This is a genomic window from Sphingomonas naasensis (assembly GCF_004792695.1).
GTDB classification, from domain to species: domain Bacteria; phylum Pseudomonadota; class Alphaproteobacteria; order Sphingomonadales; family Sphingomonadaceae; genus Sphingomonas; species Sphingomonas naasensis.
In genome coordinates this window covers 54,996-76,529 of sequence record NZ_SRXU01000010.1, presented here as the reverse complement: position 1 = coordinate 76,529, position 21,534 = coordinate 54,996, and the positions used below count along the sequence as shown (strand labels likewise).

Annotated in this window: 23 protein-coding genes, 1 tRNA gene and 1 pseudogene; 11 read left to right on the top strand and 14 right to left on the bottom strand. The window is 63.3% G+C overall.

The features are described from left to right. Nucleotides 1–55: 55 nt before the first annotated feature. Nucleotides 56–607 (bottom strand): hypothetical protein, encoded by a 552-nt coding sequence (locus E5A74_RS18890; RefSeq protein WP_135987190.1) that lies wholly within the window; start codon nt 605–607, stop codon nt 56–58. Between the two features lie 61 nt (nt 608–668). Here E5A74_RS18890 and E5A74_RS18885 point away from each other — a divergent pair, with 61 nt between their 5' ends. The 3 genes from E5A74_RS18885 to E5A74_RS18875 all read left to right on the top strand — a co-directional run bounded on the left by E5A74_RS18885 (nt 669) and on the right by E5A74_RS18875 (nt 2,476). After that, entirely contained in the window at nt 669–1,085 is a 417-nt protein-coding gene (locus tag E5A74_RS18885) for a thermonuclease family protein (RefSeq protein WP_240699885.1), read from the top strand. Next, nucleotides 1,086–1,742 (top strand): SOS response-associated peptidase family protein, encoded by a 657-nt coding sequence (locus tag E5A74_RS18880; RefSeq protein ID WP_135987189.1) that lies wholly within the window; start codon nt 1,086–1,088, stop codon nt 1,740–1,742. It abuts the gene before it with no gap. A gap of 89 nt (nt 1,743–1,831) precedes the next feature. Beyond that, nucleotides 1,832–2,476: an SOS response-associated peptidase gene (locus E5A74_RS18875; RefSeq protein WP_135987188.1), complete on the top strand. Its 645-nt coding sequence runs from the start codon at nt 1,832–1,834 to the stop codon at nt 2,474–2,476. A 33-nt stretch (nt 2,477–2,509) separates the two neighbouring features. Here E5A74_RS18875 and E5A74_RS18870 read toward each other — a convergent pair whose 3' ends face one another. The 3 genes from E5A74_RS18870 to E5A74_RS18860 are packed head-to-tail and all read right to left on the bottom strand — an operon-like array spanning nt 2,510 to nt 3,503. After that, entirely contained in the window at nt 2,510–2,824 is a 315-nt protein-coding gene (locus E5A74_RS18870; protein WP_135987187.1) for a hypothetical protein, read from the bottom strand. After that, a complete protein-coding gene (locus tag E5A74_RS18865) occupies nt 2,824–3,282 on the bottom strand; it encodes a hypothetical protein (protein WP_135987186.1) in 459 nt (152 codons plus the stop codon). The genes E5A74_RS18870 and E5A74_RS18865 overlap by 1 nt, the downstream gene beginning before the upstream one ends. A gap of 8 nt (nt 3,283–3,290) precedes the next feature. Then, nucleotides 3,291–3,503, bottom strand: coding sequence for a hypothetical protein (locus E5A74_RS18860; protein ID WP_135987185.1), 213 nt, complete (start codon nt 3,501–3,503; stop codon nt 3,291–3,293). Between the two features lie 221 nt (nt 3,504–3,724). Between E5A74_RS18860 and E5A74_RS18855 the strand changes: the two genes are divergently transcribed. The 4 genes from E5A74_RS18855 to rlxS all read left to right on the top strand — a co-directional run bounded on the left by E5A74_RS18855 (nt 3,725) and on the right by rlxS (nt 7,366). Then, the gene (locus E5A74_RS18855; RefSeq protein WP_240699884.1) at nt 3,725–3,985 is read left to right on the top strand and encodes a S26 family signal peptidase; all 261 of its coding nucleotides are present in this window, start codon (nt 3,725–3,727) and stop codon (nt 3,983–3,985) included. Next, nucleotides 3,973–4,566 carry a lytic transglycosylase domain-containing protein gene (locus tag E5A74_RS18850; protein WP_135987183.1) on the top strand — a complete coding sequence of 198 codons (594 nt, stop codon included), beginning with the start codon at nt 3,973–3,975 and terminating at the stop codon, nt 4,564–4,566. Before E5A74_RS18855 ends, E5A74_RS18850 begins: the two co-directional genes overlap by 13 nt. A 112-nt stretch (nt 4,567–4,678) precedes the next feature. Then, entirely contained in the window at nt 4,679–5,146 is a 468-nt protein-coding gene (locus E5A74_RS18845; protein ID WP_240699883.1) for a hypothetical protein, read from the top strand. A gap of 255 nt (nt 5,147–5,401) precedes the next feature. Further along, on the top strand, nt 5,402–7,366 hold the full coding sequence (gene rlxS, locus E5A74_RS18840; protein WP_135987182.1) for a relaxase/mobilization nuclease RlxS: 1,965 nt from the start codon (nt 5,402–5,404) through the stop codon (nt 7,364–7,366). A gap of 752 nt (nt 7,367–8,118) precedes the next feature. Here rlxS and E5A74_RS18835 read toward each other — a convergent pair. Both E5A74_RS18835 and E5A74_RS18830 read right to left on the bottom strand, forming a co-directional pair. Further along, entirely contained in the window at nt 8,119–10,809 is a 2,691-nt protein-coding gene (locus E5A74_RS18835) for an RHS repeat domain-containing protein (RefSeq protein ID WP_166745739.1), read from the bottom strand. A gap of 20 nt (nt 10,810–10,829) precedes the next feature. Then, nucleotides 10,830–12,635 carry a hypothetical protein gene (locus tag E5A74_RS18830; RefSeq protein ID WP_135987180.1) on the bottom strand — a complete coding sequence of 602 codons (1,806 nt, stop codon included), beginning with the start codon at nt 12,633–12,635 and terminating at the stop codon, nt 10,830–10,832. 77 nt (nt 12,636–12,712) lie between these two features. On the opposite strand from E5A74_RS18830, the gene E5A74_RS18825 reads away from it, so the two are divergent. After that, entirely contained in the window at nt 12,713–12,799 is an 87-nt protein-coding gene (locus E5A74_RS18825) for a DUF2274 domain-containing protein (RefSeq protein ID WP_338111991.1), read from the top strand. Continuing rightward, complete coding sequence (locus E5A74_RS18820) at nt 12,796–12,993, top strand: helix-turn-helix domain-containing protein (RefSeq protein ID WP_135987179.1); 198 nt, start codon at nt 12,796–12,798, stop codon at nt 12,991–12,993. The genes E5A74_RS18825 and E5A74_RS18820 overlap by 4 nt, the downstream gene beginning before the upstream one ends. A 192-nt stretch (nt 12,994–13,185) precedes the next feature. On the opposite strand, the gene E5A74_RS18815 is transcribed toward E5A74_RS18820, so the two are convergent. The 3 genes from E5A74_RS18815 to E5A74_RS18805 are packed head-to-tail and all read right to left on the bottom strand — an operon-like array spanning nt 13,186 to nt 16,519. Beyond that, on the bottom strand, nt 13,186–14,076 hold the full coding sequence (locus E5A74_RS18815; protein ID WP_135987178.1) for a plasmid partitioning protein RepB C-terminal domain-containing protein: 891 nt from the start codon (nt 14,074–14,076) through the stop codon (nt 13,186–13,188). Then, nucleotides 14,073–14,960, bottom strand: coding sequence for a plasmid partitioning protein RepB C-terminal domain-containing protein (locus tag E5A74_RS18810; protein ID WP_135987226.1), 888 nt, complete (start codon nt 14,958–14,960; stop codon nt 14,073–14,075). Before E5A74_RS18810 ends, E5A74_RS18815 begins: the two co-directional genes overlap by 4 nt. Then, nucleotides 14,960–16,519, bottom strand: coding sequence for a recombinase family protein (locus E5A74_RS18805; protein WP_338111990.1), 1,560 nt, complete (start codon nt 16,517–16,519; stop codon nt 14,960–14,962). The genes E5A74_RS18810 and E5A74_RS18805 overlap by 1 nt, the downstream gene beginning before the upstream one ends. A 128-nt stretch (nt 16,520–16,647) precedes the next feature. On the opposite strand from E5A74_RS18805, the gene E5A74_RS18800 reads away from it, so the two are divergent. Together E5A74_RS18800 and E5A74_RS21390 are read left to right on the top strand one after the other, a co-directional pair. Then, nucleotides 16,648–16,983, top strand: coding sequence for a hypothetical protein (locus E5A74_RS18800; protein ID WP_135987176.1), 336 nt, complete (start codon nt 16,648–16,650; stop codon nt 16,981–16,983). A 67-nt stretch (nt 16,984–17,050) separates the two neighbouring features. Then, entirely contained in the window at nt 17,051–17,185 is a 135-nt protein-coding gene (locus E5A74_RS21390) for a hypothetical protein (RefSeq protein WP_276469531.1), read from the top strand. Nucleotides 17,186–17,270: 85 nt separating this feature from the next. Here E5A74_RS21390 and E5A74_RS18795 read toward each other — a convergent pair. The 5 genes and pseudogenes from E5A74_RS18795 to E5A74_RS18775 all read right to left on the bottom strand — a co-directional run. Further along, nucleotides 17,271–17,420, bottom strand: a pseudogene (locus E5A74_RS18795) (DUF4172 domain-containing protein); the annotation flags it as partial. A 219-nt stretch (nt 17,421–17,639) separates the two neighbouring features. Further along, the gene (locus E5A74_RS18790) at nt 17,640–18,980 is read right to left on the bottom strand and encodes a HipA domain-containing protein (protein WP_135987175.1); all 1,341 of its coding nucleotides are present in this window, start codon (nt 18,978–18,980) and stop codon (nt 17,640–17,642) included. Further along, nucleotides 18,977–19,834 carry a helix-turn-helix transcriptional regulator gene (locus E5A74_RS21305; RefSeq protein ID WP_240699882.1) on the bottom strand — a complete coding sequence of 286 codons (858 nt, stop codon included), beginning with the start codon at nt 19,832–19,834 and terminating at the stop codon, nt 18,977–18,979. The genes E5A74_RS18790 and E5A74_RS21305 overlap by 4 nt, the downstream gene beginning before the upstream one ends. A gap of 123 nt (nt 19,835–19,957) precedes the next feature. Then, the gene (locus E5A74_RS18780) at nt 19,958–21,220 is read right to left on the bottom strand and encodes a tyrosine-type recombinase/integrase (protein ID WP_135987174.1); all 1,263 of its coding nucleotides are present in this window, start codon (nt 21,218–21,220) and stop codon (nt 19,958–19,960) included. Nucleotides 21,221–21,384: 164 nt separating this feature from the next. Next, nucleotides 21,385–21,471: transfer RNA gene (locus tag E5A74_RS18775), tRNA-Leu, on the bottom strand. Between the last annotated feature and the right edge of the window lie 63 nt (nt 21,472–21,534).

The following is a 21,534-nucleotide window of genomic DNA, read 5'->3' as shown; positions in this document are numbered from 1 at the left end:
CGCCCCTTTGCCAAAGATCAAGCTTGTACGAGCGCCCACTCTCATTCGGTAGACGCTAGACCGCTCTGAGATGCTCTCGATGCATGCGGGCAGTCGCACTGCGTTCGTTGGCGTCGGCCATCGCGCGGACTTCAATGCAGTCACGATAAGCATAGCCGAACATGGGCAAGATGCCGAATTCTTCGGTCTCGCGATCCTTCCGCTCGTCTGCCTCTTCGTCGGTCTCGAAATCGTTGGCAGGGCGCGAAGCGACATACGCTTCATAACGCGCATTGGAGAAGGTGATGGCGTAGCTCTCGCACTCCGGATCGAAGTGAGGCATCACGTTGACGAACTTGCCGCCCCACTTCTTTGAAGCGTGCGGCATCCGAAACATCATCACCTCGCGCTCGCCGTGCGCCTCGTCGAACAGCGCGTCCACGCCGTGGTCGACCTCCGCATAGGTACCCCGCCGGGCATCGGTACGCGCATCGAAGATGATGCCTTCGCGAAATTCGAAGAACCGCGTGGTGGCAGGGCTCAAAGGTTCGTCTTCCCAGAGCAGCCAGAATGTTCCTTCAAAGCGCACAATGGTCTCCGACTCGGTGAGCGGCGGCGTATAGAACATTTGGCGAACAAAATCGAATCTGGTAGGCCATCACCACCTTCCCTTGAGAGAACCTATCAGTATGCTCGCGACCCTTTTGACATTGCTGCTGACCGGCAGCGCCGCCGGCGACGCAAGAGGGGCGTTGACGGCGCCGCTTGAGAATTGTCGTGTGGTCGATGGCGACACGCTGCGTTGTGGCCGGGAGCGTGTCCGACTGCTCGGCATCGACGCCGCTGAGATGCCAGGGCACTGCCAGGGCAATCGGCGCTGCGCGCCTGGCGATCCCTTTGCGAGCAAGCGCAGCCTAACGCAGGCGGCTGCAGGCCGGTTGGTGATCGAGCGGATCGGCGCCGACCGCTATGGTCGGACACTGGGGCTGGTGCGAGGGGCAAAAGGCGATCTTTCGTGCTGGCAGCTTCAGCGCAGTCAGGCGCAATATCGGCGCGACTGGGATGACGGCGGCGCTCTCGCACAGCGCTGTCGCGCAGCGCGCTAGATGTCACGGCTCCACAGCCTGCGCGCCTCGATCGAGGAGGTCTGTGCTTTCTTCGGGGCCGAGGTTGCGGGGCAGATCGTCATCCCGCCGGACCTGACCGAGGGCGGACAGGGGCTCGTGATGTTCGAGGCCGGCGGACGCCGGCGTTTGCGGATGATGCGCTGGGGCTTTCCGCGGCACATTCGTGACGTTCGGCTGCAGGGCAAGGAGGCTGACATCATCGGGCTGGTCGCGGACCTTACCAATCCGATGTGGGAGCAGACCGTGGTCGACCCACGCTACCGTTGCATCATCCCGATCACTCATTTCGGCAATCCCGAGGGCGATCCCGGAAAGAAGACGCGGACTTGGTTCTCCGTGGCGGACCAGTCGATCATGGCTTGGGCCGGGTTCTGCCGGAATATTCCCGATGTCGGTCCCTGTTTTGCGGGCATGACGATGGAGGCGAACGCCGCCATTCCGCCGACCAACGACAGGATGCCAGTCCTGCTCGAGCCGGACGAGCAGGCGCGCTGGCTGCATGGCTCGATCGCGGACGTCATCGGCTTCCAGTTCCGTCCGCCCATGGCGGCCGAACGGATGACCGTGCTGCATACCGACGATCCCTGGCGCAGCGGTGGACCGCCGCCCGCGGCATCGCAGCTGGGCCTGCTGTAACACGCGGAGCTGCCGCACCGGCCGGGACTCTGCGGCTGGGAGACCCGGGCTCGTCTGGACATCGGACGGGTGCTTGATAGGTTTCGCCGATGTGCAATCTCTACACGGTCAGGAAGTCCGCTGCGGAAGTGGCCGCGCATTTCGGTGTCGCCAATCCGGTCCTGTCGAACGCAGGCGAGGAGGTATATCCCGGCTGCCCGGGTGTTGTCGTCCGGGAGGTGGGGGGCAAGCCGCTCATGCAGTCGATGGTCTGGGGTTTTCCGCTTCGGCTGAAGACGATGAGCCCGACCGCGAAGCCCAAGCCCGTCAACAACATCGCCGATCTGCGCAAGGGCATGTGGATCGGGCTCGCGCGCAAGCCCGAATGGCGCTGCCTGATCCCGGTCACGGCTTTCGCCGAGGCTGAAGGCCCCAAGGGCTCGAAGACGCGGACCTGGTTCAGCGTGAAGGACGAACCCGTCTTCGCTTGGGCAGGTCTGTGGCGCGAGAGCGCCGAGTGGGGACCGGTCTATTCGGGCGTGATGACAGAGTGCAACGAGGCGATCCGCCCCGTGCACGACCGGATGCCGGTCCTGCTTCACCGCGGTGAATATGATCGCTGGCTTCACGGCAGCTTTGACGACGTCGTGGCATTTCAGGAGCGCTGTTTTCCGGACGCGCTCATCCAGATGGACCGCACCAGCGAACTCTGGGTCAAGCGCAAGGCAGAGGCGAGCGCGCCTGCGCTCCTTTGACCTGTCGGACGCTGGCCCCTGAGCGGTCGGGCGTCAGGACCGGAACCTGCTGACGGCGCGCTTCCATGCGGCATCGTCGGGAAGCGGCAGGTGCACCATGGTCGGTGCCTCGCGGCTCAGCCGGACCGGAATGCCGCGGCGCCCACATCCCGTGCAGCGCATCTTCGCCGGGACGTAGTCCAGATGGTCGGGCCAATGCTTGCGCTGGAACAGCCACCACAAGGCGGCGCCGTGAAATACCGCCTCGCGACCGCAGGTCGGACAATGCACCTTCACCGACCGGTGGAAGGCCGCGCATTCGAACAAGGTCGTCGGTACCTGGCCGCCATCCCGGTCATACCGCGCCATCACGCCACGATCCGCAGCCGCGCGCCGCGTGCGTCGGGCGCGGGCTTGAGACCGAGTGACCTCAGCCTGCTTTCCTGCACGACGCGGATCACTGCCTCGGGCCAGGCCGGAAACATCGCCCGGGCCTTTGCCGACAGCAAGGTGACAGCGGGGAGATCGAGAAGCTCGGTCACGTCGTAGCCGCACCAGAGCTCCGCGGGGATCCGGCCGAGCCGGTAGGTCCCGCAAGTGATCAGGACGGCCGCGGGATGGAGCGACGACCGGCTCGCAATGAAGCGCGCGAGACAGATCGGCCGCGCCCCTTTGCGCCAGTGGTCATATTCTTCCCGCGAGCTGCGCTGGCCAACCCTCTGGCCGCCTATTTTCCCGACATGGATCTCCCACTGACCGTAGGGACGGGTCTCCAGCTCGATCGGCCAGCGGTGCGCCAGCCAGTTTACCGTCTCGATCGCGTCCACGGTTCGGCTCAGGCTTGCCGGGTTCCTGCGAACAGGCTGGGCTGCACGGCGCTGTCGCCGAGCACCGCGCGTGCCTGCTGCGCCGCGCCGACCGCCTGGCGATAATGGACCGTGCGGAAGCGCTCGGCCTCGTCGAAGCCGACCGGCGCCCACTCCTCGCTCGGATAGCAATTGTCGTAGATCGCGCGCGCAGCCGCGCGCAGCGGGAGGTCATGCTCCATGCTCAAGCTCCATCAAGTTCGAATCGCCGCGTTGGCGGGCGGCGCTCAGCTAGAACGAACAGGGAACATCGTTCAAGCCCGTCTGGTTCCCGAATGGACACGAGCTTCATCGATGGGTTCGTTGGCTCCGCACCGCAGGTGCGTCGCTGGAGGGCTGGCCGCCGCCGCGCTGGCGCAGGCTCGCCGCCGAGCGTCACTATCTCCCCGCCAACGTGCCGCTGGTGAAGCGCGTCGCCGCCATGCCGGGCGATATTGCATGCGGCGCGGGAGCGCGGGTCTCGGTGGACGGCGTGGCCGTCGCGACCCGCCTCGCCCGCGACCAGAGCGGGCGCGATTTGCCATGGTGGCAGGGCTGCCACCGACTCGGCGCCGGCGAATATCTGCTGCTGATGGACGCGCCGGGCTCGTTTGACGGACGCTATTTCGGGATCAGTTCGCGCCGGGATCTCGTCGGGCGGGCGAGGCTGATATGGCGGCGCTGAGCCTGATCGCGCTGGCGCTGGCGACGGCACCTGCCGCCGACGGCGTTTGGCGCTGGTCCGCCGAGATCGATGCCGCGGCGGCCCGCTGCGGGGTGCCGGCCGAGTGGATCGCGCGGGTGATGCGGGCGGAAAGCGGGGGGCAAACCCTGCTCGCGGGGCGCCCGATCCGCAGCCGCAAAGGCGCGATCGGGCTGATGCAGTTGATGCCGGGAACCTGGGCCGAGCTGCGCCGCGACCTCGCGCTCGGCGACGATCCCGACGTGCCGGCGGACAATATCGTCGCGGGCGCCTGCTATCTGCGGCGCATGTACGACCGCTTCGGCTATCCCGGGCTGTTCGGCGCGTACAATGCGGGACCCGCACGCTATGCTGCGTGGCTCGCGGGCGAGACGCGCTTGCCGGGCGAGACCGCGGCCTATCTGCGCGCGGTCGGCGCGCCGGCGCCCGCCGCGCCGGTAGCGCCATCGGCGCCGCGCGATCCGATGTTCGTCGTGCGGCGCGACACGCCCGCCGCTGCCGCGGAGGCGAGCCCGCCGGCGACCGCGGCAAGCCTGTTCGCGCTTCGTCGCGAGGTGCCGTGACATGGCGAGGGTGGAAGGGCTCGTCGTGAAGTCCCAGCATGACGGACGGCAAAGCGGCCCTCAAGGCCCATGGGTACCCCCCGATTTGGCTAGCACCAAATCGGCTCCCCCCATGTCCGCTTCGCGGCGCCTGCGCTTGCGCTCCGGCGGCCCTGACCGCCGCTCCGCCGACCGTCCCCATGAGGGCGTCCTCGATGATGGGGACTGCAAGCGGAGACAGGTCATGGCACAGGTGCAAACTATCTCGGACTCGGCAAATCGCGTGATGGCATCGCTCGTCTCGGGGCTCGAGATCGAGTTCGGAAGGCAGGCGGGTGCTGCGCTGGCGGCACGTTTCTTGGAGGCCGAAGAAGTCGATTTCCACTGGGATGCACGGCTCCTGGAGCGCTGTCTCGGCAGCTATCTTGGGGGCGACGAAGCCGAGTTCGAGCTCGATCGGGTGCGGGTGCTCGGCCGGATCGATGGGCGCTGGTTCGTCGCGGTGATGGTCGTCGACGGCGACGGCAATGCGCATGGCATGCTCGGCAAGCGCTGCTTCAGGACTGCGAAACGGGCGCGCGCGGCGTTCGCGGATGCGTGAAGGTCGCGCCTGTCGAAGCCGGGATGCGCTGTCGGGTCGGCAGCGTGTCCCGGCTTTCTTTTTGCTCCGGGACAGGGGGAAGAAGGGGGATAAGGGAAAACAAGATAAAGGCAGCGTCTCGCGACACTGCTTAAGCCTTTGTCTGCACATCGTTTTCCCACGAGACACGCGTCAGCCGCCGCGAGACAGGCGCGGCTGGAATGGCGGAAATCCTCGCGGTTCGGCGCGATTTGGCGAGACTCGGGCGTGCCGGCGATGAGCGACGACGACTTCACGCCCAAGCTCGGCAAGCCGAAGGGCAAGGACGGCAAGCGCCTCGTCAAATATGCCGGGCGTGCACTTGCGGCTGCGCGCCTCGCCGGGAGCAAGACCGGGATCCGCTCGCGCCGTTTCGACGGGAGCCGAATCGGCCGCGGCGCGAGCATCGGTCGCCTTCTCTCCAGCCGCGACCGCTTCGCGGGACAGCGGGCGCGCCGCGCGATCGTCAAGACGCGGCTGGTGCGGATGGCCGGTAAGGGCCTGGCCGGCGCCCGGGCGCATCTGCGCTACATCCAGCGCGACGGCGTGACGCGCGAAGGCAATCCCGGCGAGCTCTACGGCCGCGACGTCGACAGCGCCGACGGCAAGGCATTCCTCGAGCGCTCGGCCGGCGATCGTCACCAGTTCCGCTTCATCGTCTCCGCCGAGGACGGCGCCGAATATGCCGACCTCAAGCCCTATGTCCGCCGCCTGATGGCGCAGGCCGAGCACGACCTCGGCACCAGGCTCGACTGGGTCGCGGTCGATCACTTCAACACCGACCAGCCGCACAGCCACATCATGCTGCGCGGGGTCGACGACCGCGGCGCGAACCTGGTCATCGCCCGCGAATATGTCGCGCATGGCTTTCGCGAGCGCGCGTCCGAGCTCGCCACGCTCGACCTGGGTCCGCGCACCGACCGCCAAATTCAGGACCGACTGCGCCGCGATGTCGACCAGGAGCGACTGACCGCGCTTGACCGGCGTCTGCTCCGGCGCATGGATGCGGATCGGATCACCAGCCCGACGCACAATGATCGGTTTCAGCAGGCGGTGGCGACGGGAAGGCTGCACAAGCTCGGCGCGATGGGGCTTGCCGAGGATCTGGGAGGCGGGCGCTGGCGTCTCGCCGACGGGCTGGAGGAGACGCTGCGCCGCATGGGCGAGCGTGGCGACATCATCCGCCTGATGCAGCGCGAGATGACGGCGCGCCGGCTCGAACGCGCGCCGGCCGATCGTGTGATCGAGGACCGGCTCGAGGCCCCGCTCGTAGGCCGGGTCATCCAGCGCGGCTTCGCCGACGAGCATCGCGACCGCCACTATCTGCTCGTCGACGGGATTGACGGGCGGCTGCACTATTTCGACATCGGCCGGGCGGGCGCGACCGAGCCGACGCCGGAGAACGCCACCGTGCGGGTGGCGCCGCGCGCGGCGGAGGTTCGCGAAGTCGACCGGACTGTCGCCGCGATCGCCGCGGCGCATCAGGGCCGCTACTCGGTCGACCTGCACCTCGAGCATGATCCGGGCGCGAGCCGGGCCTTCGCCGAGGCGCATGAGCGACGGCTCGAGGCGCTTCGGCGCAACGGTCTCGTCGAGCGCGTACCCGATGGCAGCTGGCTTGTCGGAAACGACCATCTCGAACGCGTCGCCGGATTCGAAGCGCGCGTTCTGCGCGACCGGCCTGTGGCGATCGAGGTCCTGTCGTCCGTACCGATCGAGCGACTGATCGACAGCGACGGGCCGATCTGGCTCGACCGCACGCTCGCCGGCGAAGAGAAGGTGATCGCGCGGGATGCCGGCTTTGGGCGCGAGGTGCGCGATGCGATCGGCGCACGCCGGCAATGGCTGGTCGAGCAAGGGCTGTGCGAGACCACAGGTGAAGGCGAAGCGAGGCTGAAGCGCGGCGCCCTCGCGCTGCTGAAACGGCGCGAATTGCTGCTCATCGCCGGCGACCTGTGCGAGGAGCTCGGCAAGGCATATGTCGAGGCCAACTCCGGGACGCGGGTTGAGGGTCGTCTGACCCGGCGGATCGATGCGGCGAGCGGACGCTATGCCTTGGTCGAGCGCAGCCGGGAGTTCATGCTGGTGCCGTGGCGACCCGTGCTGGAACGCCGACTGGGCAAGCCGGTTGCGGGACTCGTCCAGGGCGACGGAATCAACTGGCAGTTGGGCCGGGCGCGCACGGGACCGCAGATCTGGTAAAGCAATGGCGGCTTCGAGCCCCGAAATCGGTCAATCCGTCGGCGTGCGAACGATCCCGAAAGGCGTCGTTCGTTCACGCAGCATGGCAATGCCTGCCTCCTGCATTGCGAACATTGGGCCTTGGGGCAGTATCTGAGACAGTATGGACGAATAGTTAGTTCGAGCTAAGTTCTTTACGGAATAGAATTGGCATTCGGCGTCTTCCGGTCCTCAGGTCGCATCGGGCTGTAAACTATACCGGCCCACTCGACCGTTGCTTACTTCATCGCATTTTGTGCAATGTTGGGCATCGGCGCTATTTCGGCCAAGCACTCACGTGGTTCACCTGCCGAGCCCCCGTCTAGACGCGCGAGCTTGCCTGCCGGCCAGCAGCTTTCCTCCCGATCTCGGCCGTTTGCGCTCGTTGGGTGGCTCGCGCGCTGCCGAACATCCGTGATCGGGTGGGAAACGAACGCTCCGGCTTTCGGTGCGAAAAGATTGGGACCCGCCGTGCCCCACGCCACCACGGCGAATGTCGGCAAACATCCATCTTAGATGATCGCAAATAAAGCTCGATGCCTCATAATGTTAATCCAACAAAACTTCAGGGTCAAATGGAACTTGCTTATCTAATACTTTTGCAAAACAGTAATCATGAGCGAACATTTCCTGATACGGAGTATTTTTCTTGTTCACAAACAAGTTGCTGAGCCTTATCCGCAAGGCAAGCCTTTCGGAGGCCTCTATTACATCCCCACATATGCAGCATATCATTAATGATATCCAAATCTCTTAGTTAACCTATCAAGACTTTTTTGTGATATTCCCTTGAACGTTGAGATCAATTCACCGGTAGGTCTTTGTACCACGATGTCGTATCTACCTCCCCACCAATGGGATCTGACAAACACAATCGCGCCATCGCTTTGCGTCATCCTCTTTCCGGTAGCTCGCGTAAATAGGATGCCAGCCTGCCCTAACACGCCGCCTCGGGTTGCAGAAGCTCCTGCAATCCGCTCAGCCCCATGCACCGTCGTCCGTCCTACCAGCCTGCCCAGAACGAAGGAGCCCGCAGATTTAACACCGCTGGCGATGACACCGACGCCTCCAGTTACGACTGTCGTGGTAATCCAGTCCTCCTCAAGAGGTAGATCCGGAGCTCCTTGGTAGCCGCCCGAACCTTGTGCAGGATCCTGCAGTTTTCGGCCTAAGGGAGATTGCTTTTGGCTGGGCGAGCCTTGTTGTCCGGCTCGATTTTGCGCCGCTTGCTGTTCTAGCAACGCGCCTTCTGTCGGGCCAGCACCGGCGCTGCCTGTGCAGCCACCCAACTTGCCCGCGAACAGCGAGCCGGTGCACTCGCCATCGGGATCTATCGCATTGAGCGGATCGTTCGCGACGTACGCATACAGGTTGAGCTGATCGTCATATCCAATCGGATCAGTCTGCATGAACCGTCCCAGCGTCGGCGAGTAGATCCGTGCTTTGTAGTAGTACATTCCCAGCTCAGGGATCCATGCCTGACCGGTATACTGGAACCGTCCCACATTGGTCGCAGCAGGAACGCCATATTCATCATAGCTATTGACCTGGCCTAGTGCACCATTCCAATCGGTCCACAACACGATCGAACCTTGATGATCTGGCTTGGGTAGGTGTGCATTCGACCAAACGCCCCCGAGGGCAGCACCATCGAACCAGGCCAGCGGATCGTCCTCACCGGGGCCGTGGACGTAGCGCTTGAGCATTGTCCCGGCGGCGTTGTATTCGGCTGTCAGCTGGTCGCCGTCATAGAGGAAGCGCGTTGTGCCGTTCGATGCCTTGTACGTCTCATAGAGCCGCCCCAGAGGATCGTAGGTGAGCTGGGCGCCCGCGGAGGTCACCACCAGCCGGTTTTCGGCGTCGTAGGTATAGCTGATACCGCCGTCGAAAGTCAGATTTCCATTCGAATCATAGCCGTAGGTGTTGGGGCCGACCGCGGCATATTGGTTGAGGCCATTGGACGTGTAGCTGCGGTTGGTGGCTGTATAGCCCGTGAAGGCGTACGCCGTGTTCGAGCGCGTCCGGGACGTGATCTGGTTGGCAGAATTGTAGGCGAGCGTCGTGTTGACGCTCCCCGTGCCACCGGCGAGCGCTTCATCCTGCCCCGTCAAGCGGCCAATTCCATCGTAGGTGTAGGTGGTCCAGCTTCCCGACAAATGCTGCGCGAGCCGGCCCCCGGCGTCGTAGTACCGGGCGAGCAGCCCCGCAGTGCTCACGCCCGCGGCATTGAGCCTGTTCAGACCGTCGTAGGAATAGGTGGCGAAGTTGCCGTCGGGATAAGTCAGGCGCGTGCGATTGCCATCGGCATCATATTGATAACCCAGCGTGCGGCTGACACCGCCCATGCTCGTCGTGCTTGAGGTGAGACGACCGAACCCGTCATAGCTGCTCGTTACGGCGTCAGCACCGCTCGCGCTGTCGAACCTCGCCGCAGTCTGCAGTCCTCGGGAATCGTAGCTATAGTAGATGTCCCGCGTCATCGACGACGGCACATTGGTGCAGGCGTAACCCGACACGCACGCGTCCGGCACAGTCTTCGACGTCATTCGGTTGAGCGCGTCATAGGCATAGGCGAACCCCCGCCCGTCGCGCTTCCTCAGCGAGGTGCGATTGCCGTTGGCGTCATAGCCATAGCCTTCGAAATCAGTCGCGCTGATCGCTCCGGCTGTCGAATAGGCGGAAGACACGGTTGCGGGATTGAAGGCTGAGGGTCGCGCAGTCGACGGGAAGTACCAGCCCACCTGCCGGTCGAACCCGTCATAGGTGAGTTGCGCCTTGTTGCCGTTGGCGTCGATCACGAACTGCTGCTTGCCGTTCTCGGTGTAGGCATAGGTGACGTAAGCCTGCTCAAGGCTTGTTCCGAGGCCCTTGCGCACCTGCAGCAACTGACCGCTATTGTCATACTCATTGCGCGTAATGCGATCGGGGCCGTGTGTGCCCTGGGTGCCGAGCGTGCAGGCGTCGGGCAGGCTGCCGAACGCGGCCGGATTCATGCGCACCGCGGTGCACTTGAGGCGGCCCACCGGGTCGTAGCTGTATTGAGTGACCTGATAGAGTGTGCCGCCTGCCCACAGGCTCTCTTTCACCTTGCGATCCAGCCCGTCATAGACCGTATCGGTCTGCTGCCGGATCGAAAAAGTGGTGTAGCTGCTCCAGTTCTCCGGTGCGATGGCCTCGGACACCCAACTCGCCAACTCCCCCTTTTCCTGCCTGACTAGGCGCCCAGCCGCGTCATATAGATTTCGGGTGGCCAGATGACGGAGTGGCCCCGTCCCATCCGGATCGGGCGCGATCGTGCCGGTTACGCGCCCCTCGAGATCGTACCGCGTCGCGCTGGTGAAATCCGAGGCCGATGCCTGGGCGAGCGCTGCCGACGGTAAAGTGATTGCGACCGAGCAGAGCAGCACAGCAATGGTTTTCTTCATGGCCATCCCCTCCGCGCCGCTCATTGGCACACCGACAAGCCGGCGCGCGGGCTGGTTTGCGAGATCTTGTTCCCGCGCCAGTCATAGCCGTAGCAGGTGCGAAGACTGGTGCCGCCCGAGCTCACGACCATACCGCGCACGCGCAGATTGTTGGCGGTGCCGTCGGGGCCGTACTCGTAGGTGGTGACGGTCTGGACGGCCGCGCCATCACAAACCGGCGTGCTACTGCCGGCGGCGGTCTGGCAGATCGCCTCGGTCTGCGGAACCCACATTGGAGCAGCGGACGGAGACAGGCCGCCGCCCGAGTTCTTCACCCAGGCATATTTTTGAACATAGGTGAAGATTTTCAGCGGACGTGCCGCGCCAGTAGTAGGGGCGGGCTGCATCGCCGTGAGTAACAGCCCGTTCGCAGCATATGTATAGTCGGTCTGGTTGAGCTTCGCGTCCTTCGTCCAGATTGGTTTCGCGCAGTTTTGCGGCGTGTTAGGCGCGGTCGTGCAATCGGCCACATAGCCATATTGCTTAACGATATCGGCCAGTCCGGAGCCGGGCTTGGCGCGAAGCCGTTCCTCGGTGACCGACCGCCGTGGGCCACCATAGGCCGCGAGATATTTGTTGCCTTCGGGCAAGGTGACTTCCACCAGCGCAGAGCCGTGGTTCTGGCTGTAGGCAGGAGAGGTCTGATAGTCCCACCCTCCCTGATAGCGGTAGTTCGTCGTCTGCCCGTTCGCGTCGACCGCGGTAAACGGCGACGTTGCGACGAAGGTGTAATAGCTCGTCTTCAGCGCGGGATCGGTGACATTTGCCTGTGTCCAAGGCTCGATCTCCGCATAGGCTTCGGGGTCGCGCGGCTTCGAATAGTCACCGGAATAAGAATATTTCCACACAGCATTGTCTGCTAGCGTCTGCTGAGTCACCTGCCACACATTCGGAGAATATCCATAGGCGTTGGAGACCTTGCAGGTCGTGTAACCGGGCGGCGTTACGCAGGCGATCTCCTTGCCCGTATAGCTGTACGTTGTGACATTGTTGTCCGGATCGGTGACGCTGATAAGCTTGGCGGGCGTGTCCGCTGAATAGCCGTAGCTGACTTTGAGGGCTGCGCCGGCACAGGTGGACGAAACCGACACATAGGTGTCGGCGAGATTGTAGCCGCATGCCACGCCGACATTGCCGTTCGCGGCGTAGTCGAAGACGATGGCATAGCCGGAACTGTCGACTACTGCCTTGAGCTGGCCCGAGCCGTTATAGGCGAAGTCCTGCCGCCGCCCATTGGCGAACACGATGTTGGCGACACGTTTGCTGAGGCTCGACGAACCCGCAACCCCGACGGTCGTGCTGAAGGTGTAAACATTGCCGTCCCGGTCTGTGTAGACATAGGCGCCGCTGCCGTCCCGAACCAGCTCTCCTGCGTAGCTGTCGTCGGTTGAATGTTGCAGCACTGAATTGGGTGGCATCGTCTCATAGAAGGTGCCGCTGGCGCTCGTCCCCATGTGGACGATCGGCTTCTTGAAGGTGGTGCAATTGATATCGCAGTTGGTCTTCTGGTTTGGTGCTACATAGATGTCGTAATTGTGGCTCATCCGTGGACCGAAAAACGGGTTGTTCGGATCGCGCTGACCGCCGAGATGAAATCGCTCGAGCCTGAGCGTGCCGATCACCAGATCGGTATCTGTGAAGGTGAAGGAGCCGTCCGCGAGGCTCACGCCGGTCGGTGTCATGGTATAGACCTTGGGCGGAACGATATCCTGCGCACTGGCGGCGCCGGCGCCATAGAGCGCGGATGCGGCGCATGCCAACGCCAGAGACTTCTTGAGCTGTTTCAACACGGGGTCCTCGAATTTCCGGAGAGTTTGAGCTGAAGCCGCTCGATCAGAGCGGCGGACCTTCCTGACAGACGCCGGTGTTGCCGGTGGCCGATCTCATCCCCGCGATGCTGTCCGCATTCCTCGACAGCGATCGCGCCTTCAGCAAGGAGAGGACGAAATGAGCGCAGGCATCCCGCCGGAGCAGGTGACGCTCGAGCCGATCAGCGTGCGGATCTCGACCGCGGTCAGGATCACCGGGATCTGCCGCTCGACGATCTATGAGCTCATCGGCGACGGGACAATCGAGACGGTGAAGATCGGTCGCTCGACGTTCATCCTCTATCCAAGTCTGAAGCGACTGTTCGAGCGGAGCTGAGCACCGCCCGCCGGTCCATGCTTGTCAGAAGTGCGCCGGTCGGCCTTGTCGCCGACCGGCGCACAAAGTCGAACCCTATCGGGTTCCTGGTGGGCTCCGAGCGGGATCGCCGCCATCCCCACCACCGCGCTCGATCCGCCCCGCAGTGCGGCGTCTCCCGCGGTCCCCGCGCTTATCGGGTCCGGGTCCCCATCATGCGGCCTTCGGGATGTCGACGAGCTTCTGAAATTCGCCGAGCAGGTCGGCATGGTGCCTGGCGAGATGACGCACGATCCGCGCATTGCCGAGCAGGCGCTGAATATAGCCGAGCGCCAGGACCAGATCGAGGTGATCAGCCCCGTAGGATTGCTCGATGAGCCTGAACTCGCGATCCAGTGCGGCCGATTCGCGCTCCATGAGTGCGACCTGTTCGTCGGTGAGTCCCTTCAGGACCTTATGCCGCCCGGCGACGAGCTCATCATCGGGCGTGCCGGCGACGATCGATTTGGCATAGGAAATCGAATATCGATTCATCGCTACCATCATCTGAGCCGCGGCGATTTGTCGTATCGGCATCAGCTTCCGGAGCTCTGTGAAGGCGTTCATCGGGACATGCTTGTCCCGAAGCAACTCGGCCGCTTCCGGACATATTCCGACGAGCAGATTTCGCTTCGCCCGAATGTTGGAGATGTTGACGTTGAGCGCCCTTGCCAGACGCTCCTCGGGGACGCCCTTCTTGATCGCATTCAGGATCATCTTGTGCTCCTGAATGGTGGCTATTCGGCTGACGCGACGGTTGTAGGTGAAGGCCTCGTCCTCTGTCGCGACAAGGCATACGACCTCCAGGTCGCCGCGCAGCCGCAAGATGTCGACGCGCAGGTGTCCGTCCAGCAGATGATATTTTGATGGATCGTCCCGGTCGCGCGCCACCACCGGAGGTTCGATAATCCCCACCTCGCCGATTGAGGCGGCGATCTGCCCGTACTTCACCGAGTTGCGAACGGAGTGCGCCAGTTCGCGGAGCGGCAGGATGTCCACGATCTGGATGCGCAAGGTCTCCGTCTCGAACGCAAGTGCGACGGGGGAGGCGAGCTTCGTGGTCATGATCCCGCGCCCCCGCGCAGCCTCGAGGCAATGTTGTCCGGAATGGTCGCGAGATTTTCGTCCTGGAGGATGCCCATGAAGGCTTCATCCCGTGCCAGGCGCCGCATTGCTTCGGTGACGATGAGCAGGCGGCCGCGGGTAATCTCCGTGCGCCGGATGAGAGAGCGTTTGCGGTCGGTTTCCTCCTGGTAAGCCTTCACCAGCGTATCTGCCGAAACGCGTTCTCGTGCTCGTGGACCTACCGTGGCGAGACCCTTTCCACGTCGCCTCCGCGTTTCGATGAGCTTCTTTGCTGCGAGCAATTTGCGGCCCTTCAGCAGGCCACGCTCATAGGCACGGGACAGCGCGAACTGCACTTCGTGATCCTCAGCCTCGGCAATCTCCACAGCGACGCTGACCGGGATGATTCCGCTTTCAACCGAGCGCAGGAGACGCTGCTCGCCATTCTCGATCAACCGGGCGACACCGTGGACATATTCCATTGAGAGGCCGGTTTTCCGTGCAATCTCCGCAGAGGCATAGCCTCGCTCCTGCATCCCCCGGATGTCGTACAACAGATCGATGGCGCGGTGCTGTCGCCTCGCGCAATTCTCCACCAGACTCGCGACGAGGCAATCCTCGGGATCGGCGGCGACGACCAGCGCCGGCACTTCAGGTTGGCCCAGCATTCTATATGCCTCGAGCCGCCCCTGGCCGCAGACCAGGTCGTAGAAAGGACCGTCCGCCTCTATGCGGCGCGTAACGGTGATTGGTCGTTTGAGGCCAAGTTGCGCGATATTGTCGACGATCTCCTTGAAAGACCGCTTGTTCCGGATTCGCGGGTTCACAACGGTGATTCTGTCGACCGGGATCATCTCGACGCGCTGTGCCGGCAATGCTGTCATCACGCCGCCTCCCGCCATGCTGCCCGGGCTGCCATGCGATAGAAGGGATCGAGGGTGTCAAACCGATACGCGTCGAGGGAGAGGCCGTTATATTCAGCGAGCCGCAGAACCGCTTCGCGCATATCGAGCCGAGGCAACAGATAGTAGTCGCCCGGGCGCTCGTTCGAGCGATCCATGCGGATGGCGACGGTAATGTCGGGCCCAAGCGCGGTGTCCAGGCGAAGCTTCCACCGCGATGAGCCGGCGGCGGTTTCAAAGCACCGCGCGACGACGATCGACGCGGTGAACTCGTCGTTGATGGTGAGCAGGTCGGTTGCGCTGTCCTGAATCAGGCTTCCGCCTGCGCGGTGAATCCCGTTCATCACCGTGCCGATCAGCTCAGGATGAAGGGCCCGCAGTCTTCTGTTGACGTCGAGATACCGATAGTCGTGATCCGGAGCGAACCCGACCAGGGCGTAGGCCCGAAGCAGGCTTCCGAAGCGGCTGCGGTAGGCACTGCTGGAAGGGCAATCATCCATCTCGTCGATGATCAAGCCGGTGAGAAGCCCACGCTGGCCCAGAATTCCCGCCAGAAGCTCCAGCATCCGTTCGTCGCTCAGACGATCGGAGCGCGTGCGGATAATCTGCTGCGCCTGATCGAATGTCGTCGCGTCGATAAGTCCCGGGAAGGCTCCATCCGCCCGTACCCATTCGTCCGCGGGATTGTGAACATGCGCGGATTTGAGCTTGAAGGAAGTTCGGGCCCACACATTGTTGCCGATGTATTTTTCGTTGATCAGAAGCTGATGAACGGATCCACGCGTCCATTCTCGATCGAAATCTGTGCGTATGGATCGCCGATTGAGTTCATTCGCTATGTCGTTCTCCGATAGCCCCCGCTCCACGAACATCGCGTAGACCTCTCGCACGACCTCCACTTCTGCTTGAGGACCCAGAACGAGAACGACCCGGTCGGTCGCGATGCTCTTGTGTTCCCCGTGACGCAGGATTCCTTTCTCGACACCCGCCTCGTCCACCAGCATTCGGCGCAGACCGAAGCCGGCAACTCCGCCCTGTCGATAGCCGAGCCGGATAAGGTTTGCCTGGCCCGCAAAAACCTTGACCGAGAGCTCGCGGCTATACTCGCCTGCCATGGCTCGCTTGACGGTCTTGATGATCGACGAGCCGATGCTTCCATCGTTCTCGAATTGCTCGGCGCAATAATGGACCTGAACGCCAGCGCGTTTGCAACGCAGCTCGTACGAGGCTGCCTCGTCGGGATCCTGGAACCGCCCCCAGCGGCTGACGTCATACACCAGAAGCGCGGTGAAGTCCGTCCGATGGGTTTCTACGTCTTCCAGCAACCGCTGCAAGGCGGGGCGTCCATCCAGATTCAGCCCGCTTTTGCCCTCGTCGGCATAGGTGGCGACGATTTCATAGCCGCGCAGCCCCGCGTATCGCCGGATTGCCTCCGCCTGATTGTCCGTCGAATATTTCTGGTGCTCGGTCGACATGCGGACGTACTGCGCCGCCCTTGCCGCGGGCGGCCGCGGGCGCCCGTCCGGACCCTCCGTGTGCATCCAGTTTATTACCATCGCCGGCCTCAGATTGGCTCGGCGGCAAAAGCCGCTGCGAAGTGACCACTTAACGCAAAAGGTCCGGAACCATGGTTCCTAAAAGCGGAGCTCGATTTCCGAAATCACAGGGTATGATCACGGACGCACAATTTGCTGCGCTTGTCGGAGGCGCCCTCAGAGATGAACTGGGTGGCAGCCACCGGGCGGCGAAGACGATTATGGCATGGACCAGCGTCAGCGATCACACGGCGCGTGCCTGGCTGCACGGCCGCAAGAGCCCGAGCAGTCTGCATCTGCTGGCGCTGGCGGCCCATTCCCGGCTGGTGATGTCGGTGGTCCTCCGACTTACCGGATATGATGGGCTCGCGTTGAATATCGACATCGGTGCCCTGGAGTCCGGGCTGGAGGAAATTCTGAGCGCACTTCGACTACTCCGAAGGCCGCCAGGACCGCCGGTATTCGACTGACCATTGGCCCTTGCAATGTAGGAACGTAAAGTGAACATATCTCGACTCCCCATTAGGGAGAGTGGACATGAGTTTCCTGAGCGAGGGCCAACTGATCGGTCTGGCCTATGTGATCAGCAGCTTGGCTGCGCTGGTTTGGGCTTTTCGGCGCAAGGCAACGGCAAGAGAGGGTCGAAGCGATTCGGCGAACTACGATGCGTAGTTCCGAACTAAAGCCTCGGTCGGCCACGGGGTCGGCTTAGGCCGAGCACGAGATGCCGTCGGACGTGGCTATGCTTGGCAACGGACTACTGCACGCTCGCGCGATCGAGGATCTCTCCCTCGATCGCAGAGCTGTGGACAGCTTCCTGGGCCAGGAGTTCGATAGAGAGGTTCTGGCGGTCGCCGATATCGAGATGGAACGCGCCGACGAGAATGCCGCGCCCTTGAGAAACCGGTCTTCGCGGCTTCTCAGACGCTTCGCGTTATAGGTAAAATTGGGCCCGTTCCGGTTGCTGCCAGTTCCAGCGCACGATCGATAACACACCTTTCTATCGATCAAATTGCACCATCATTTGATCGATAGGAATCTTTCTATTGCTCGGAAACGCGCAGATTCCGGCGACGAGGCGCATCGGGAATTTGCGATGGATCGCCGCGGGTCAGGACCGCCGCCTTTAACTGGGCGCGAGCCATCCTCCGGCGCCCTCGGGTTCGAAATAGTCGCGCTCGCGTATCGGCATTTCGAGGTTCAGCAGGTCGCAGACCTGACTGAGCTCGCGGCCGATCAGATCGTCAAAGAAGCGCTGTCCGAGCTTGCGGAGCACTGGCGCTTGCCGCTCGAGGATCCCGAACATGGTGCGGACCGGTCCTTCGATGAACCGCCGCGCGCGTCCGCCTTCCAAAGCGAATTCGGAAAGGAAGCGCGCCATGTGTTCCGGAGTCATGTCATCGAGATGCGAGGCTCCTCCCAGATGATAGGCGAGCTCATGCGTATAGCGTGGATGCAGGCGGATCGGCAGCAGATCGTAGAGTGGCGTCAGCTGGAGCCGGTCGTTCGGCAGATAGAGGATGCCATGGTTCTTGGCATGATTGTCGGTATTGCCGATCGCCAGATTGAACAGGGTCGCCAGCACGAAGGTCTCGCGGGCCTGCGCGGGGGCAGAGAGGCGGTCAAGCAGGGCACGCACCGCTTGCGTATCGAAGCGGCGACCCTCCACGCCATTGCGCTGGTATTTGAGCCGTGCTGGAAGGCCCAGCGCCTGTGCGAAATCCTCTTGATGCAGGCGATAGACGACATCCTCGATGACGACCCGGTCGAACCGCTCGATGAGAACCGCGTCCACACCGCCATAGGCGAAATGCTCCGTGCCCGAGACCTCGAAACCGCATTCTCGCGCTATCCTGCAGGCGGCTGCCTCCTGTACGGCCTCTGCAGCCTCGGCACGCCGGGGTACCTTGAGGATATGGGTGGTCGGCACCTTGCGGCCGTCGGCGGGCAAGGCGAGTTGCCCGTCCGGTAGCCTGGTGACGGCGAGCTTGCGCTGGACGCCGGCAACGGGCGACGGGTCGACGATATCGTCGGGCAGCGGCTGGCGGTCGGCGAGGCGCTGGACGATAACTGCCAGTTCCTGAGGATCGATAGGACGATAGTCGCTGGCAAGCTCTCCCGGCACTTTCATCGGGCCCGAGCCCGCCGGCACGCAGGAGATCGCGCCCGGGCAGTCCGCACCGACATGCGCGAGGATGTCGACGATATCGGCACGGTCCAGTCCCTCGCGATCGAGGACGCGCTGCACCTGGTCGTTCTCGGGGAGGACATTGTCGAAAAAAGCGCGCGTGATCGCATCGCCGAAAGGTGCATCATCCAGCGGCAGCGACAGCGAGATCGCGCGACCGGCGGCAAGCGCCGCATCCGAATAGCGGAAGCGCACGTTGCCATCGTCGAGCGCTTCCAGATGCCCTGCGGAATCGTGCTGGCCATCCAGATGGACATCCAGCGTGAGGCGAACGGTCACGTCAGGAAGCCCAGCTTGATCCCGGCCGCATGGCACACTGCGAGGACGCGGCCGATCTCGAGGCTCGGTTTGCCCTGTTCGAGTTCGATCAGAAAGCGTCGACCGACGCCGGCCAGATCGGCGAAGCGCTGCTGGGTCATTCCCATCGCCTTGCGCGCAGCGCGAACCCGCTTGCCGATCTCGCCGATCGTAACCGGCGCGCTCGAGACGGGTACGGCAGGAGAGGCTTCTGGCCCCCCGGGTGCCGGACGCGCGGGGCGCGGCCGCGGCGCGGGGAGCGTTTTCGGTGCCGACGCTGCGGGGGCGACCGCGCCGCCCAGTTCGTCGAACACGCTACGCATCGGGGAGACGTAATCGAGAGCGCTTACGACGTCCGGACCCGCGAGCTGCCGATAGGCGGAGCCGAGCCCGTCGCGGGCGAGAATATCGCTAACCGAGCCCAGTCCCGCTGCCGCCTGCATTTCCTTGAGCGCCTTGCCGACAACATCCGGAACGACAGCCGCGCCGGGGAACAATCTGTTCGTGTCGAGCGCGCTGCCAGCCTGGAGCTGGCCGATCGCCTCGGCCACCGGGTTCTTCGTGATGCCTGGTCTCAGCGCCTCGTCCATCTCCTTGATGGCTTTGGCGATGCCGGCATCGGCTTCGAGGAGGCGCGAGGTCGCCGTGCCGTCTTTAGCTGCGGCGAGCGCCGACTCGAGAGTCTGGCTCTCCCGAACCGCGCGAAGGGTCGCATCGTCAAGCCCGCCGCTCATCAGCTCGCGCGTCTGTTTGACGGCTGCCGAAGCGGAGGCCAGCGTGCTGAACTCGTCAAAAGGTGATCGCTTCGGCATCGTGGTGTTCCCGTTCGGGTACATATATATGGCCAAATAGCTAAAGCTTCAAGAATGTTCCCGAACGGGTCCATAGCGCCTTTGTTGAAACGATCACGGCTGAAATGTTCCTGTACGGGAGCATTCTGTTTGGTGCATATAGCCGACCTACCGCCTTCGCTCGCCTCGCCGGGCGAAATCGACCGCGACGACGTTGCCGCCATCGGAGGCCTTGTTGCCGTCGCCTCCGCTTCGCAGTTCGTCGAGATAATCCGACCAGTGCTGCATCATCCGCACGCGCTCTTCCCAATATTGTCCGCGCGCATAGGCGCGGCGCACGCCATTATTCTCCATGTGCGCGAGCTGCCGCTCGATCGCGTCGGGGTTCCACAGCCCCATCTCGTTGAGCAGCGTCGCCGCCATCGCGCGGAAGCCATGCGCGGTCATCTCACTGCCGCTGTAGCCCATCCGCCGAAGCGCGAAGGTGATGGTGTTCTCCGACATGGGGCGCTTCCAGGTATGAGAGGCCGGGAACACATAGGGGCTGTGGCCGGTAAGCGGCCGGATCTCGTCGAGGAGATCGAGCACCTGCCGCGACAGCGGCACCTGATGCGGCCAGCGCATCTTCATCTTCTCGGCGGGGATCGACCATACGGCGCGCTCCAGGTCGAACTCGCTCCATTCGGCCCGGCGCAACTCTCCCGGGCGCACGAAGACATGCGGCGTCATCCGCAGGGCAAGCCGCGTGATCGCGTATCCTGGCGAATCGTCGATGTCCCGGAGCAGCTTGCCCACCTCCTTCGGCCGCGTGATCGCCGCAAAGTGCCTGGTCTTGGGCACGATGATCGCGCCCCGCAGGTCGCGTGCAGGGTCGACTTTCGCCCGCCCCGTGGCGATGCCATAGCGAAAGACGCGGCTGATCACGCTTCGCATGCGCCGTGCGCTCTCGTAGCGGCCCGTCGCCTCGATCTTTCGTAGCACGGCCAGCACTTCCTGCACCTCGATCTCATGGATCGGCAGGTCGCCGAGGAACGGATAGACCTTCTCGAGCAACCAGCGGACTTTGCTCAGCGTAACCTCGGCGCGCTCCTCGCGCGTGATCTTGACGAACCATTCTTCGGCGACCGCACGGAACGTGTTGTTGGCATCGAAATGCGCGCGGAGCTTGCGGCGCTTCTTCTCGACCATCGGGTCGAGGCCGTCCGCGACCATCTGGCGCGCGGAGTCGCGTTTGATACGGGCATCGGCAAGGCTCACCTCGGGCCATACGCCGATCGCGAGCGTCTTCTGTTTGTCGAGGAAGCGATAGCGGAAGCGCCAGTATTTGGCGCCGTTCGGCATCACCAGAAGGAAGAGGGAGCGCTCGTCGCTGAGCTTGTAAGCCTTCGTTCGAGGCTGCGCATTTCTGATCGCAAGGGCCGTAAGAGCCATGGGGTATCTCCGTCCGAAAACGGGCGAATCCACTGCCGAAATATGCCACCAAAACTGGTGGTATGTCGGCGAACCCGCCCAAATCTCGCCGGAAAGATATTTGGAAAAAGGCTTTTCCCCCAGCCACTTACGCGACGCTCATGGACGCTAGTGGATGGGAAAAGTGGTGCCCAGAAGAGGACTCGAACCTCCACGGCCTTGCGACCGCCAGCACCTGAAGCTGGTGCGTCTACCAATTCCGCCATCTGGGCACGGGGTAGGCGGCGCGCTCTATTGGAGGGTCGCGTGGCTGTCAACCGGGCGCGCGCGGCAAT

Coding starts and splice junctions, on each gene's coding strand:
- E5A74_RS18820 (WP_135987179.1), top strand. CDS start 12,796: ATGAGCGCAGGCATCCCGCCGGAGCAGGTGACGCTCGAGCCGATCAGC.
- E5A74_RS18810 (WP_135987226.1), bottom strand. CDS start 14,960: ATGACAGCATTGCCGGCACAGCGCGTCGAGATGATCCCGGTCGACAGA.
- E5A74_RS18815 (WP_135987178.1), bottom strand. CDS start 14,076: ATGACCACGAAGCTCGCCTCCCCCGTCGCACTTGCGTTCGAGACGGAG.
- E5A74_RS21390 (WP_276469531.1), top strand. CDS start 17,051: ATGAGTTTCCTGAGCGAGGGCCAACTGATCGGTCTGGCCTATGTGATC.
- E5A74_RS18890 (WP_135987190.1), bottom strand. CDS start 607: ATGTTCTATACGCCGCCGCTCACCGAGTCGGAGACCATTGTGCGCTTT.
- E5A74_RS18835 (WP_166745739.1), bottom strand. CDS start 10,809: ATGAAGAAAACCATTGCTGTGCTGCTCTGCTCGGTCGCAATCACTTTA.
- E5A74_RS18860 (WP_135987185.1), bottom strand. CDS start 3,503: ATGGAGCATGACCTCCCGCTGCGCGCGGCTGCGCGCGCGATCTACGAC.
- E5A74_RS18870 (WP_135987187.1), bottom strand. CDS start 2,824: ATGGCGCGGTATGACCGGGATGGCGGCCAGGTACCGACGACCTTGTTC.
- E5A74_RS21305 (WP_240699882.1), bottom strand. CDS start 19,834: ATGTACCCGAACGGGAACACCACGATGCCGAAGCGATCACCTTTTGAC.
- E5A74_RS18850 (WP_135987183.1), top strand. CDS start 3,973: ATGGCGGCGCTGAGCCTGATCGCGCTGGCGCTGGCGACGGCACCTGCC.
- E5A74_RS18780 (WP_135987174.1), bottom strand. CDS start 21,220: ATGGCTCTTACGGCCCTTGCGATCAGAAATGCGCAGCCTCGAACGAAG.
- E5A74_RS18845 (WP_240699883.1), top strand. CDS start 4,679: ATGTCCGCTTCGCGGCGCCTGCGCTTGCGCTCCGGCGGCCCTGACCGC.
- E5A74_RS18875 (WP_135987188.1), top strand. CDS start 1,832: ATGTGCAATCTCTACACGGTCAGGAAGTCCGCTGCGGAAGTGGCCGCG.
- E5A74_RS18880 (WP_135987189.1), top strand. CDS start 1,086: ATGTCACGGCTCCACAGCCTGCGCGCCTCGATCGAGGAGGTCTGTGCT.
- rlxS (WP_135987182.1), top strand. CDS start 5,402: ATGAGCGACGACGACTTCACGCCCAAGCTCGGCAAGCCGAAGGGCAAG.
- E5A74_RS18800 (WP_135987176.1), top strand. CDS start 16,648: ATGATCACGGACGCACAATTTGCTGCGCTTGTCGGAGGCGCCCTCAGA.
- E5A74_RS18885 (WP_240699885.1), top strand. CDS start 669: ATGCTCGCGACCCTTTTGACATTGCTGCTGACCGGCAGCGCCGCCGGC.
- E5A74_RS18805 (WP_338111990.1), bottom strand. CDS start 16,519: ATGCACACGGAGGGTCCGGACGGGCGCCCGCGGCCGCCCGCGGCAAGG.